Here is a 14,829-nt window from a genome sequence, read left to right as displayed (position 1 = left end):
AATAAACTTATCTCAAGCAGCTATTTTCAGCGCTAACTGCGTTGAATTTACTTGCAATAGGCCAGCTATTGACGCGTAAATTCGCCTTGTTTTCACTGAAAACCTCTGGCTAGAGAAAATAAAATCAAATATAACGATGATTCAATACGTTAGTAAATCTCTTAACCAGAGCTCAGGTTAAGTATGTATATCTTAATACAGGAGTTTTGGGCACACGGTTAAAAAATCAACCCCAAGGTGTGAGTATTTACTCTAAGGTGAGTTTATAAGTGGATTAACTGATTTTTATAGCGCTATAACTTTTATTTAAACTATTCTAAAATGAATGCTATTAACTTAACAACAATAGATGCGAAATTATTATGCACCCACACATTAGTAAGCTTTATAACAGTGCGTTAAAGCCAAGCCGATTAATTATAGGCCTAATGAGTGGTACCTCGTTAGATGGACTTGATGTTGCCTTATGTAAAATAACTGCCGCGGGTGTGCATACCCAAATTGAGGTTTTAAAGTTTACTACGGTTGATTATAGCGATGATTATAAAACAAAAATAAAGCAGGTATTTGCCAAGCGTGAATGCAACTTAGAATACCTTACGTTACTGCACCCTTGGGTTGGTAAATTACATGGTGACATGGTTAATCAGTGTTTAAACAGCTGGCAGGTAAACCCAGCCAATATAGATGTAATAGCCAGCCACGGACAAACTATTTACCACTGTCCTAAAAGCCAGCATCAGTATAACGATTTTAACAATGGCACTTTACAAATTGGCGACAGCGACCAAATAGCCGTTACTACAGGTATTACTACTATTGGCGATTTTAGGCAAAAGCATATAGCAGCAGGCGGCGAGGGCGCACCACTTGCCGTGTATGGTGATTATTTGTTTTTTTCAAGCTCTGACGAAAACCGTATTTTGCTCAATATGGGCGGTATAGCTAACCTCACTTTTTTACCCCAAAATGGCGATAGCAACGCAGTATTTAGCTCTGACATTGGCCCATGTAATACCATTATGGATGCCTATGTGCAGCGTTATTTTAATAACATGCATTACGATGAAAACGCTGCGATAGCGAAAGCGGGCGTTATTAATACTGCGTTACTAACAGCGCTTTGCGACAATCATTTTTTAACCCTAAAAATGCCAAAAACTACTGGCCCTGAAGTGTTTAATCTGGCTTATTTAGAGGCTGCGCAACAGGCTTCAAATACCCAAAAGTTAAGTCATCAAGACGTAATGGCCACCTTAAACCGCTTTACCGCAGAGGTTATTGCCAATGCGCTAAATACGTGTGTAAAAATGGCGCCCAATAGTGTGGTGTATGCCAGTGGCGGCGGCATTCACAATTTACTCCTAATGCAACATTTAGTAACGCTTTGTCCGGCCATAAAAGGTTTTAAAAATACTCACGCATTAGGGGTTGATCCCGACGCGAAAGAAGCGGTACTTTTTGCTATTTTAGCTAACGAATGCTTAGCCGGTGAGCAGCTACACCTTGATAATAAAGCCCAAGGAATTGCAGGCGTTACTATGGGTAAAGTGAGTTTTGCAGATTGAAACCACATATTCTAAGCTTAAGTTTTTAGGTGAGACCTAGCCAAACTCACTGTTTGGCCTTTGCATAACTGCGACTTACTGTTTTAGGGTAAGCTTATTTTTTTGCGCTGCCATTAGCGTGAATATTGTTTTGTAGTAATTAATTGCAGCTGCGCTTTAATTATTATAAAAATGTTATTGCTTATTTACTTTTTAAAGATGCACCAATCCTCCCTTAGTTTCGCCCCTCAGGCCTTAGTGGTGCACTTTTATAACTAAAAAGACCAAACCCATCCAAATCAACTATGCGCTTTTTTAAAACATAAGGCATAGTTATTAAATGCAGTGTAAATGGGCTGTTAATAACTATTTTTGACTATATATATTCATATAATCTGAATGTATATTCATTTCTTAGTTGACTCAGCGTTATTTTACGGCTAGTTTTTATCCCCCTTTGATTAAAGTTTTCACTAATAAATACTGCACTATACTAATTCAAAAAGATTTTACAGTGGCTGTTTTAGGCATTTTAACGATTTTTTGAATGAGATAAGCGCATACCTCGAGTATATAAAAATATATGACTTAATTAGTAAGCACAATTTAGCTGATAGCAATAGGCTGATGAAATAGGAATAAGTAATGAATGATATGAGCAAAAAATCCCAAGGTCTTTATCGCGCTGAATTTGAACATGACAGTTGCGGCATTGGCTTTGTCGCTAACCTTAAGGGTAAAAAGTCACACGATATTATCGAAAATGCACTCACCATGCTCAGCTGCATGGAACATCGTGGTGGAACAGGGTTTGACGTTAAAAGTGGTGATGGTGCTGGTATTCTTATTCAAATTCCTCATGAGTTTTTCCGTCAAGAAACCGCAAAGCTAGGGTGGACGCTGCCAAGCGCCTTAAACTATGGTGTGGGGATGATTTTTTTCCCGCGCGATAAAGCACTTAGCGACGCGTGTAAAAAAATACTAAATCAAAATATTGCCGAACTGGGTTTAACCTTAATAGGGTATCGGGATGTTCCGGGCGATAACTCTATGTTAGGCGCGGCTTCATTTGAAAGCGAGCCAAATATTGAGCAAGTGTTTATTGCTAAGCCGCAAGCGCTAAGCGCACAAGAATTTGAACGTAAGCTGTTTGTGCTGCGTAAATACACCTCGCATAAAATTAATGGTTTAGATTTCACAGAACGTGACGAATTTTATGTAACCTCAATGTCATCTACCAAAATTGTTTATAAAGGCCAGTTTACTACCGAGCAAGTGCGCCAGTATTACCTTGATCTGCAAGACGAGCGTACTATTTCGGGAATGGCGATGTTTCATTCTCGTTTTTCAACCAACACTTTTCCTGCTTGGCGCCGCGCGCAGCCGTTTCGTTATATAGCCCACAATGGTGAAATTAATACGGTACGCGGTAATATTAACTGGATGAATGCTCGTGAGGCATTGTTTAGCTCGGTTAATTTTAGCGATGCTGAATTGAATATGTTAAATCCGGTGTGTAATAACGATAACTCAGATTCGGCTAATCTTGATATGGCTATTGAGCTATTAGTGCTCAGCGGGCGGTCTTTGGCGCAAGTAATGATGATGATGGTGCCAGAAGCATGGCAAACACAAACCAATATGGATGCCACCAAGCGCGCATTTTATGAATACTATGCGTGTATTATGGAGCCTTGGGATGGCCCAGCATCGTTATCGTTTACCGATGGCAACGTTATTGGTGCAACACTTGACCGTAATGGTTTGCGCCCTTCGCGTTACTTGTTAACCGAAGATGGCACGCTAGTGATGGGCTCTGAAACCGGTGCATTGTGCGTTGATCAATCAACGGTTGTTGAAAAAGGGCGTTTGCAACCGGGTAAAATATTTATTGCTGACTTAGAGCAAGGTCGCATTATTAGTGATGACGAAGTAAAACAACACGTTAGCTCGGCTCAGCCGTATGCTCGTTGGTTAGCTGAAAACAAAATTGAATTAGACAATTTACCCGTTCCTAGCGCGTCTTTTGCCCAGCCGCCATTGGCAGAGCTGCGAAAAATACAAAAAGCATTTGGTTACACCAGCGAAGATCTTAACCTAGTACTGGCGGGTATGGTTGGTACGGCTAAAGAGCCACTAGGCGCTATGGGTACCGACACGCCGCTTGCAGTGCTGTCGCATCGCCCACAACAATTATCACATTATTTTAAGCAGTTATTTGCGCAAGTAACCAACCCACCCATCGACCCTATTCGTGAAGAGTTGGTTATGTCGTTGCGCGGTTATATTGGCCGCTCACTTAACTTGCTCGATGAAACACCTGGGCATTGCCATAAGGTTGAAATAGAACAGCCTGTATTGACCAATGAGCAATTACGCAAACTACAGTATATAGATAACAATCATCTTCAAGCTAAAACGATCGACATTACTTTTAAAGCCAGCGGTGGGCCAGGTGCACTAAAAAGAGCACTGGATCGTATTTGTTTATATGCCAAAAATGCCGTTGAAGATGATTATGAAATACTCATTTTAAGTGACCGTGGAGTAGACAGCGACCATGTTGCTATACCTTCGGTATTGGCAACAGCAGCGGTGCATCACTATTTAATTCGTGAAAAACTACGCTCATCTGCCGATATAATTTTGGAGTCGGGTGATATACGCGAAACGCATCATTTTGCTACTGTTATTGGTTATGGCGCTGCGGCAGTTAACCCGTATTTAGCCCTAGAGAGCATGTATGGTTTACGTGATGAAGGCGTACTTGATACTAACTTAACAAATGAACAAATTACCCAAAAATACACCAAAGCGGTAGGCAGCGGCTTGTTGAAAACCTTCTCTAAAATGGGTATTTCAACGCTACAGTCGTATTTAGGTGCGCAAGTTTTTGAAGCCTTGGGCATTAACTCTGAGGTTATTGATCAGTACTTTACCGGTACGGTTAGCCGTATTGAAGGCTTAAGCCTAGATCAAATTGCCCAAGAGGCGCTATTACGCCACCGTGAGGGTTTCCCTGAGGCCAACCGCATTGCTATAGATAAACTACTGCCTACGGGCGGAGAATACTCGTGGCGTCATGATGGTGAACGGCACTTATTTAATCCCACGGTAATTCGTTTACTGCAGCATTCAACAGCCAGTAATAATGTTGAGCAGTTTAAGCAGTATGCAAAAACGGTGGACGATCAAAGTAAAGAAGCCTTTACCTTACGGGGTTTATTACAATTGAATAGCGATCGTCCTGCTATTGCCTTGAGCGAAGTGGAACCGGTTGCCAACATTTTTAAACGCTTTGCCTCGGGTGCTATGTCGTTTGGCTCAATTTCGTGGGAAGCACATACTACTTTAGCTATAGCTATGAACCGCATTGGCGGTAAAAGTAACAGCGGTGAGGGCGGCGAAGACCCAATTCGTTATACTGCGCTTGAAAATGGCGATTCGATGAATTCGCGAATTAAACAAGTGGCTTCGGGTCGTTTTGGTGTTACTAGCCATTATTTAGCGAATGCCGATGAGCTACAAATAAAAATGGCGCAGGGCGCTAAACCGGGCGAAGGTGGGCAATTACCCGGCGATAAAGTAGATGCATGGATTGGTAAAACTCGTGGCTCTACGCCAGGGGTGGGCTTAATTTCGCCGCCGCCACACCATGATATTTATTCTATTGAAGATTTATCGCAACTTATTTTCGATCTTAAAAACGCCAACCGTGACGCGCGCATTAACGTTAAATTAGTATCAGAAGCGGGTGTAGGTACGGTTGCATCGGGTGTGGCAAAAGCCTATGCCGATGTGGTACTGATTGCGGGCCACGATGGCGGCACCGGTGCGTCACCACTGAGCTCAATTAAACATACGGGCTTACCGTGGGAACTGGGTTTGGCTGAAACGCATCAAACTTTGGTGCGTAATAAACTGCGTAGCCGTATTACGGTACAAACCGATGGGCAACTTAAAACGCCACGCGACTTAGCCATTGCAACGCTGCTTGGTGCAGAAGAGTACGGCATGGCTACCACAGCATTGGTGGTTGAGGGATGTATTATGATGCGTAAGTGTCATTTAAATACCTGCCCAGTTGGTATTGCCACACAAGATAAAGGCCTGCGCGACAAGTTTACTGGTCGTGCCGATATTTTAGTTAACTTTTTTACCATGATGGCAGAAGGTTTACGCGAAATTATGGCTGAGCTTGGCTTTAGAAGTATTGAAGAAATGGTGGGCCAAACTCAGTGCCTTACGCAGCGCAAAGATGTTGACCATTGGAAATACCAAGGCGTTGACTTAACTCCACTATTACACAAAGCAGAATGCGCTGAAAACGAAACTCTGTATCAATCAATAAAGCAAAAGCATTTAATCGACGACATTATCGATCGCAAAATGATCAAAGATGCTCAAGCGGCACTAGATTCTGGGCAAAGTGTGGCGCTTGAATACGATGTGATTAACACCGACAGAACCATAGGGGCGATGATCTCTAACGAAATCTCTAAAAAGTACCATGCAGATGGCTTACCGCAAGATACTATTAAGGTTAAGTTTAACGGCTCAGCGGGACAAAGCTTTGGTTGTTTTTCAACCAAGGGTTTACGTTTTGAACTTGAAGGCGATGCCAACGACTACTTTGGTAAAGGACTCTCTGGCGCAAATTTAGTGGTGTACCCTAGTAAACAAGCTAAGTTTGCTGCTAGTGAAAATATCCTCATTGGTAATGTGGCCTTTTTTGGAGCAACTTCGGGTAGCGCCTTTATACGCGGTATAGCGGGGGAGCGTTTTTGTGTACGTAACTCGGGCGCAACAGCCGTTGTTGAAGGTGTGGGGGATCACGGTTGTGAATACATGACCGGCGGTAAAGTGGTTATTTTGGGCGCAACTGGTCGAAACTTTGCTGCCGGTATGTCGGGCGGTGTTGCTTACGTACTTGATGTAAATAATGACTTTGCGGCTAAATGCAATATGGAAATGGTCGCACTTGAAAGTGTAGATACCGACGCTGAAAGCCACGAATTAAAAGCCTTAATTAGCCAACATTTTGATGCTACAGGTTCAGATGTTGCCAGTGATTTATTAAAAGATTGGAACAGCAATGTTAAGCGCTTTGTTAAAGTAATGCCGGTTGATTACAAACGCATGCAAGGTTATATGAATGATGTACGCAGTAGCGGAAAATTCACCTCAGAGTATGACATTGCCGTAGAAGCATTCGACATTCATTTAAACAACATAGCTAGCGCTAAAGCTTAAGCTGCCAAGGAGAATATATTATGGGAAATCCAACAGGGTTTATCAACGTAGGTCGTGCCTTGCCAACTGAGCGTAACGCAGGTGAACGTTTAATTGACTGGCTGGAAGTATATGAAGAAATACCACAAGCAGATGTAGAGCAGCAAGCTTCGCGTTGTATGGATTGTGGCGTGCCGTTTTGTCAGTCGGCAAAATCAGAATTTGCACCGGCAGTAGCTGGGTGTCCGGTAAATAATGTAATACCGGAGTGGAATGACTTAATTTATCGCGGCCGCTGGCAAGATGCAGTAGAGCTATTGCATAAAACCAATAACTTTCCTGAGTTTACTGGGCGTGTATGCCCAGCCCCTTGTGAGGGGGCATGTGTACTGGGTATTAACGCCGATCCGGTGGCTATTAAGTTACATGAAAAAGAAATTATTGATCATGCCTTTAAGCAAGGTTGGGTGGTTGCTGAGCCACCTGCATCTCGCACTGGTAAAAATGTAGCCGTAATTGGTTCGGGCCCAGCGGGCCTTGCCGCTGCAGCACAGTTAAATAAAGCTGGCCATATGGTTACTGTATATGAGCGCGCCGACCGCATTGGTGGCTTGCTAATGTATGGTATTCCAAACATGAAGCTACAAAAAGAATTAGTGCAACGTCGGGTTGATATTTTAGCCCAAGAAGGCATTGTTTTTGTTACTAATACTGAAGTAGGCAAAGACATTAGTGTGGCGCAGTTAGAAACTGACTTTGACTCAGTCGTGTTATGTATTGGTGCCACAGTACCGCGCGACTTACCCGTTGCAGGGCGCGAGCTTAACGGTGTGCATTTTGCTATGGACTTTTTAACAGCCAATACCAAAAGCTTGCTCGATAGCGAACATCAAGACGGAGCGTTCATTAATGCGAAAGGCAAAAATGTAGTGGTTATAGGTGGCGGTGATACCGGCACCGATTGTATTGGTACTGCGCTTCGCCATCAGTGTAAAAGTGCTATTCAGCTAGAAATTATGCCTCGTCCACCCGAGCAACGCGACGAGAGCAGCAATCCTTGGCCACAATGGCCAAAACGTTTGTTGGTTGATTACGGCCAAAAAGAAGCTATTGCAGTACAAGGCCAAGATCCACGTCAATATTTAGTGATGACTAAAAAAATTGAAAGTGACGGGCAAGGTAATGTTAAAGCTGTGCACACTGTAGATATTACTTGGCAACTTAACGATAAAGGGCAAATGGTGCCACAAGAAGTAGCGGGCAGTGAAAAGATAATTCCTGCCGATATAGTACTGATTGCTATGGGCTTTATGGGGCCAGAAGGTGGCCTTGTTGCACAATTTGGTTTAGAGCAAGATGCTCGCTCTAATATTTCAGCACAGTACGATAAGTTTGCTACAAGCAAGCCTGGCGTATTTGCCGCAGGCGATAGTCGTCGCGGACAAAGCTTAATTGTGTGGGCAATAGATGAAGGTCGACGCTGCGCGCGTGAGGTTGACAGCTATTTAATGGGTAAAAGCTATTTGCCTTAAAGCGATTACAAGTCTGTAAACTTTAACTGCTTTAAAAGTTAAAACCATCTATTATAGCAAGCCCTACCGCATTAATTATGCAAGGTGGGGCTTGTTTTTATAATTTGTTCTATTAATAAACCTTGTAAAAAGTAGGTAAGGTAAGAAATGACTTCTGAAAAACCACGTAAATATTCACAAAAAATTGTAGATGGTAGCGCTCAGGCTCCTAGTCGTTCTATGTTACGAGCGGTAGGTTTTAATGATGACGATTTTAAAAAGTCTCAAGTTGGTATTGCCTCTACATGGTCTATGGTAACGCCGTGCAATATGCACATTAATACACTTGCCGAAGAAGTGGGTAAAGGCGTAGATAGCGCCGGTGCGAAAAGCGTTATATATAATACCATTACCGTATCCGATGGTATTTCTATGGGCACCGAAGGGATGAAATATTCTTTAGTATCACGCGAAGTAATTTGCGATTCAATAGAAGCGGTATCAGCGGGTATGGGCCACGACGGTATTATTGCTATTGGCGGTTGTGATAAAAATATGCCGGGTTGTTTAATGGGTTTAGCACGTTTAAACCGCCCTTCTATATTTGTGTACGGCGGTACAATTTTACCCGGTGAAAATCATACCGATATAGTCTCGGTATTTGAAGCGGTGGGCAGCTACGCGGCAGGCGATATTCCAATTACGCAATTAGAACATATTGAAAAAACAGCCATACCAGGGGCCGGTTCGTGTGGTGGTATGTACACGGCAAATACGTTAGCCTCAGCAATTGAAGCTTTAGGCATGAGCATGCCAAATAGTTCTGCGCAAAATGCTATTTCACAAAACAAAAAACAAGACTGTATAGATGCGGGTAAAGCGATTGTTTATTTGCTGGAGCATGACATTAAACCTTCCGATATTATGACCAAAAAAGCGTTTGAAAATGCAATTACGCTGATCATTACCTTAGGCGGCTCAACCAATGCGGTGCTGCATTTAATTGCTATGGCTGATGCGGTAGGCGTTGAAGTAACATTGGATGACTTTGTGCGTATTGGCGATAAAACACCAGTAATTGCCGACTTGCGCCCAAGCGGTCAATATTTAATGTCGGAGTTGATTGAAATTGGTGGCATTCAGCCACTGATGAAGCGTTTATTAGATGCCGGTATGCTGCACGGTGACTGTATGACAGTGACAGGCAAAACCATGGCCGAAAATTTAGCCGATGTAGCAGATTACCCAGCAGGGCAAAATATTATTTTACCTTTTGATCAGCCAATTAAAAAAGACAGTCATTTAGTTATATTAGCTGGCAACTTAGCGCCAGAAGGAGCAGTGTCAAAAATTACGGGTAAAGAGGGTTTACGCTTTACCGGCAACGCAAAAGTATATGACTCAGAAGAGCAAGGTTTTGCCGCTATTATAGATGGGCAAGTAGTAGCCGGAGACGTTGTAGTAATTCGCTATGAAGGCCCTAAAGGTGGCCCAGGTATGCGTGAAATGCTAAGCCCCACTTCAGCTATTATGGGTAAAGGTTTAGGTAACGATGTGGCGCTTATTACCGATGGTCGTTTTTCAGGTGGTAGTAGGGGTTTTGTTGTAGGGCACGTTACACCAGAAGCTTACGAAGGCGGCGCCATTGCACTAGTAGAAAATGGTGACAGCATTACTATTGACGCGCAAAGCCGTGAAATGACTCTTAATATTACTGATGAAGAAATGGCCAGTAGGAAACAACATTGGCAACAACCTGCGCCAAAATACACCCGCGGATTACTAGCAAAATATGCCAGAACAGTAAGCTCAGCCTCTACCGGAGCCGTGACCGATAAGCCAAGTTAAGGCACAATTAATCGCTAAAATTAGTGATTAAACTCCCCTAAATAGAGCGAGTTTTAATCCGCAAAGATCAACACGCCCTAGATAACCTTGTTACTTTATTTGTAATTTAAGTAACAAGGTTATAAATCGCTCAAGTTTTTAGTTGGCCGACCGATATATACTTAATAGCAGTTTGCGATTAAGGATGATCATGATTAACAATGGGTTAAATAACCACTCTAGTTTAGCGACAAAGCAAGTACTGCCAGTTGATAATGCAAACCATACCCTTAGCAGCAAACTGCAACATAGCCCACTCGAAATAGCGCCAAAATTAATACCAGAGTTAGCACCAGAGCTATCACCCAAAATAACGTCCGATTTTCTCAGTCAGTTTAGCGACGAAAAAGTTGCCCAATTACTGCAACAACAACTTTCGGTGCTGATCACTCCTGCAAAAAAAGAAAATATATCGAGCTACCACTACAGCGCTGAAGAGTTAGCTATACGTACTGTAATAACGAGTCAGCAAGAAGGGCTACTTAAAAATGAGCATAGCGATAAGCTCATACAACGCTTAAATAAATCGGTAAAAGATATTCAGGGTGCTTACGCTAACACCAGTGATATTTTATTTAATCTGGGGCAATTAGGGCATCAACAAACATCATTTTTAGCCTCTAGTCAGCAGCGTGTTGAGCGTGCGCTTAACCCTTATATGGAAAGCCTTAACCGCACTAAGTATGAAAATGACGATAACTATTTATTTGAACTTTCGGTAAAAACCAAAGAGGGTGATATAATAAATATCACTTTTAATTCATCGCAAGGTTACGATGAAAAAACGGGTGAAGCCGTTGATAGCTTTGGCATAAGTTACGAAGTAAATGGCGATTTATCTGAGGCTGAACATGCGGCTTTAACGCAGGTTATGGCGGGTGTTGGCGAAATGGCCGATGAGTTTTTTAAAGTGAGTGAAAACTCATTTAATCCTATTATAGTGCCAAACCAAACAGACATGAGTTTAGACTTTTTAGCCGACTTTAATAGTGAGCAGCTAGCGGGTTTTAATGTGTCGTTTTCAACAACGCAAAATGATGCGCTTGATACAGGCGAAAACACGCTTGATTTAAGTTACTCAATTGATGAAGCATCGAATCAGCAAGCACTTGTGTTTAAATCAGAAAGTGGGCAAAACGAAATAGACTTTGCACTCGATATGTCGACCATTGGTGCTAAAGACACACAGCAAATGCAGCAGTATTTAGCGTCGCTCGATCAAAGCTTAGAAGATAGCCGAGTAAACAGTACCGAGGATAGTAAAGACTCGGCATTTGGTCGTAAGGGCGACAAGACAATGCAACAAGGCTTTGAATTGTTTAAAGGGGCTTTTGCAAGTATGTCGTCGGCGGCTGAACGTTATAGTAGTATAGAGTCACTTGCAGATAAGCAATTTAATGACGGGCGCGCTATGGTTGCCGATTTAGTCGATAACATGATCACGAACGATCCTCGCTATCAAGGGCTTGGCAACAGTACGCAAAATTCTTTAGGGGCGGGAATTTCTAAGTTAGCTGACTTTGATGCAAAATTTGAGTTTGCTATGGACAGAGGCGACTATCAGCCTAAAAGTAATGTTGCGCTAAGCCAAACCACCGAGCAACAAAAGTCAGGTGAGCTAAAAGGGGTTACGCAAAGTAAAAACGTAAGTAGCCATTTTGACTACCAGAATACCCGGCCCGATTATTACGACAGCAAAGAAGGTTACAATATTAATACCGCCGTTAAAAATAACGAGTTAGTTGGGCTTGACCAATACCAGCAAATAGATATTGATAAAAAAACCTATCAATACAACCAAGATAAATCGCAGTATGAGCTAAAAATGGCACTTACTGAAAAAGCCACTCACGAAAGTAACATTCGTCTTATTAACGACATTTGGCTTGAAAGCAACGAAAACAGCCACAAAATGGATAAAAAAGAACGTATAAACGAGATTGGTGAGCCAGATGATTTTAAAAATACCAACCATTATTCACATAATAAGTTAGTTACATTAATTGGTGATTTAGACAAATTAGCGCAAGATAAAGATGCAAGACGAGAGTATTTAACGCAGTTATCGCAAGTAAACTTTTTTATGGATAACAATAAATAATGGCTTGATTATAGTAATGCTATTGACTTTCTTTGGTTGTAAAATAGCCATATATCAACTTAACTTATACTCTTAAATCGAGTAAATAAAACACTCACAGTATTAATACAAAAAGGCGCCTTAATGTTTAAAAAATTAGTTTTATTCTTTTTTCTGTGTTTGCCACTGTCCACTTTTGGGGCTACAGCGCCTTATACTGGGGGTATTAGCGCGACAGATTTACTTGCAGAATATGATAACTTTGCTCAGCAATATAAAAACTTTACCCCTACCAAACAAGATATTACGCTAATACAAAAATTAAAGGGGAAGGAGTTAACCGTATTATTTGGTACTTGGTGCCATGATAGCGCGCGCGAAGTTCCGCGTTTAATTAAACTGCTTGAACAGTCGAAAGTACAATTAGAGAGTATTAAATTTGTAGCCGTAGGGTACAACAAGCAAGATGCTAGCGGCGTAGCACAGGCTCATAATTTACAATACACACCGACTATTATAGTTAGCCAAAATGGCAAAGAACTAACACGTATGGTTGAAAAACCAGCGGGCACACTTGCGCAAGATCTTACAAAAAACCTACCTTAATAATCGAGTGGGCTTGCAGGTTAAAGGCGCTGAGTCATGTTTAGCGCCACAGACATCAAATAACGGACTTTTGCTGTGCAATCCATTCATTTATTACCGCTTCTAACACCGCCATTGGCAGTGAACCTTGGCCGATAACAGTGTCGTGAAACTGGCGTATATCAAACTTAGCACCTAGCTCTTTTTCGGCTTTTGCGCGCAGTTCACGTATTTTTAGCTCGCCCATTTTATAAGACAGTGCTTGGCCTGGCCAAGAAATATAACGATCTATTTGATCCTCAACCGCACTTTGCGGCAAGGCTGTGTGATCTGCCAAGTAGTCAATAGCCTTTTGGCGGCTCCAGCCAAAGGCATGAATACCGGTATCAACCACTAAACGCACTGCGCGCCACATTTCGTAGCCCAAACGGCCAAAGTCGCTGTAAGGGTCTTGATAAAATCCGGCTTCTTTGCCTAAACGTTCGCTGTACAAGCCCCAACCTTCGCCAAATGCAGAGTGGCTAAGTGTTCGTCTAAACTGGGGTACATTTAACTCCATGGCAACGGCATTTTGTAAATGATGCCCAGGAATTGCTTCGTGTAAACTCAGTGCCTCTAGGTTATATAAAGGCTGTATTTTAGGTGTTGAAGCTAAAAAATAAGTACCTGGTGAGCGGTTATCAGGTGGTGGCATATAAAACGCGCCGCGACTTGCTGAGCCTTTAATGGTAAAGGTGTTGCGCGGTAAATGGCCAAAATAGGTAGGTAACTTGCCATACATTTTTTGGGTAATGAAAGCGGTTTTTTCGAGCAAGTCTTGCGCGTCTGTTGCGTAAAATTGCTTGTCGTTCGCTAAAAACTCTAAAAACTCAGCGTAAGTGCCATCAAAGCCCACTTTATCAATGATGTTTTGCATTTGCGTTTTTATACGTGCGACTTCCTTTAAGCCAAGTTCGTGTATTTGTTTTGGCGTGGCATTGGTGGTGGTGTAATAATTTACCGTATATTTGTAGTAATCAAGGCCATCTTTAACACTTGAAATACCAGGCTCGGCTCTGCAATTAGGCATGTAATCGTTTTCAAAAAAGTCGTAAAAATGCTGATAAGCGGGTACTACTTTTGAGCTAATTAAAGCTTTTGCTTTGTTTTGATATGTGGCTTTTTGCTCTGCACTAAACGTACTCGGAATACGGGTAAAGGGCTCGTATAAGGCGCTGTTCTCAGGTTTTTTAACGATATGAGCGCTAATGCTACTGCTGTAATTTTCAAAGGTTTTACAGTAGTGCGTATAACCATTTTTAATCCCTGCTTTCATCAAGTTAATGTTTTCTTGATTAAAACGAGGGTAGTCGGCAAGGCTGACTAAAAAGTTATCATAATCATTAGCAGTTAAAAATGCCATATTAGCCGGTGCTTCAGCAAAGTAGGTATGCCAGCCGCTTAAAAAGTTTACTGGAAAATACTTATCCTGAAATAGATAGCTTTGTTGCTCGGTTTCTCGTTCATATTTAAATAATCGGTAATTCATTAACTGCGCGTCGCTGAGCTTGCTAGGATCAATGTTTTTTAAATTGTCGAGCACGGCATCATTGTACTGTTGACGCTGAGCAATAGCGTGCTCGGTCCAATTAGCTAACTTGCCATTGGGTTTCCAGCCGTCGGGATCGGTACGAAAAAATATTTTATCGGCTTGAGCGTGTTGCCAATGTTTATCAATTATATTTTTTAAACCGGCATTGTTATCAGCCATACTTGGCAGCGAAACTAGAGTTAAGCAAATAGCTAAAATACTTTTTTTGAACATGTTTATCTCGTTTTAGCGAGTTAATTTTTATCGTTCAAGGTTAACACGTGCTGTTTATAGATAACACTTCGTTAGTGCGGTTAACGTTCAGTACTCGCTTATTCGTTTTGAGCGGCTTAGAATGGTGTAAAGTAAACTCAAGTTAAATATAAGTACCATGCTAAATAGCGCACCTAATAATAC

General features: G+C 41.9%; 7 protein-coding genes. 6 read left to right on the top strand and 1 reads right to left on the bottom strand.

The annotated features are described in order from the left end of the window. Positions 1-362 precede the first annotated feature (362 nt). The 6 genes from H5079_RS06685 to H5079_RS06660 all read left to right on the top strand — a co-directional run bounded on the left by H5079_RS06685 (position 363) and on the right by H5079_RS06660 (position 12,863). Positions 363-1,568 carry an anhydro-N-acetylmuramic acid kinase gene (locus H5079_RS06685; protein WP_182683765.1) on the top strand — a complete coding sequence of 402 codons (1,206 nt, stop codon included), beginning with the start codon at positions 363-365 and terminating at the stop codon, positions 1,566-1,568. A gap of 624 nt (positions 1,569-2,192) precedes the next feature. After that, positions 2,193-6,800 carry a glutamate synthase large subunit gene (gene gltB / locus H5079_RS06680; protein WP_182683764.1) on the top strand — a complete coding sequence of 1,536 codons (4,608 nt, stop codon included), beginning with the start codon at positions 2,193-2,195 and terminating at the stop codon, positions 6,798-6,800. Positions 6,801-6,820: 20 nt separating this feature from the next. After that, positions 6,821-8,311, top strand: a complete 1,491-nt coding sequence (locus H5079_RS06675; RefSeq protein ID WP_182683763.1) for a glutamate synthase subunit beta — start codon at positions 6,821-6,823, stop codon at positions 8,309-8,311. A 147-nt stretch (positions 8,312-8,458) separates the two neighbouring features. After that, positions 8,459-10,138 carry a dihydroxy-acid dehydratase gene (ilvD, locus tag H5079_RS06670; protein WP_182683762.1) on the top strand — a complete coding sequence of 560 codons (1,680 nt, stop codon included), beginning with the start codon at positions 8,459-8,461 and terminating at the stop codon, positions 10,136-10,138. Between the two features lie 190 nt (positions 10,139-10,328). Further along, positions 10,329-12,278, top strand: a complete 1,950-nt coding sequence (locus H5079_RS06665) for a hypothetical protein (protein ID WP_182683761.1) — start codon at positions 10,329-10,331, stop codon at positions 12,276-12,278. 123 nt (positions 12,279-12,401) lie between these two features. Continuing rightward, entirely contained in the window at positions 12,402-12,863 is a 462-nt protein-coding gene (locus H5079_RS06660; RefSeq protein ID WP_182683760.1) for a thioredoxin family protein, read from the top strand. Between the two features lie 55 nt (positions 12,864-12,918). On the opposite strand, the gene H5079_RS06655 is transcribed toward H5079_RS06660, so the two are convergent. Then, complete coding sequence (locus H5079_RS06655) at positions 12,919-14,646, bottom strand: DUF885 family protein (protein ID WP_182683759.1); 1,728 nt, start codon at positions 14,644-14,646, stop codon at positions 12,919-12,921. Positions 14,647-14,829 lie beyond the last annotated feature (183 nt).

The organism is Pseudoalteromonas sp. SG44-5, assembly GCF_014164175.1.
Classification (GTDB): Bacteria; Pseudomonadota; Gammaproteobacteria; order Enterobacterales; family Alteromonadaceae; genus Pseudoalteromonas; species Pseudoalteromonas nigrifaciens.
This window is presented reverse-complemented; position numbering and strand designations above follow the sequence as displayed.

Coding starts and splice junctions, on each gene's coding strand:
- H5079_RS06655 (WP_182683759.1), bottom strand. CDS start 14,646: ATGTTCAAAAAAAGTATTTTAGCTATTTGCTTAACTCTAGTTTCGCTG.
- H5079_RS06685 (WP_182683765.1), top strand. CDS start 363: ATGCACCCACACATTAGTAAGCTTTATAACAGTGCGTTAAAGCCAAGC.
- gltB (WP_182683764.1), top strand. CDS start 2,193: ATGAATGATATGAGCAAAAAATCCCAAGGTCTTTATCGCGCTGAATTT.
- H5079_RS06675 (WP_182683763.1), top strand. CDS start 6,821: ATGGGAAATCCAACAGGGTTTATCAACGTAGGTCGTGCCTTGCCAACT.
- H5079_RS06660 (WP_182683760.1), top strand. CDS start 12,402: ATGTTTAAAAAATTAGTTTTATTCTTTTTTCTGTGTTTGCCACTGTCC.
- ilvD (WP_182683762.1), top strand. CDS start 8,459: ATGACTTCTGAAAAACCACGTAAATATTCACAAAAAATTGTAGATGGT.
- H5079_RS06665 (WP_182683761.1), top strand. CDS start 10,329: ATGATTAACAATGGGTTAAATAACCACTCTAGTTTAGCGACAAAGCAA.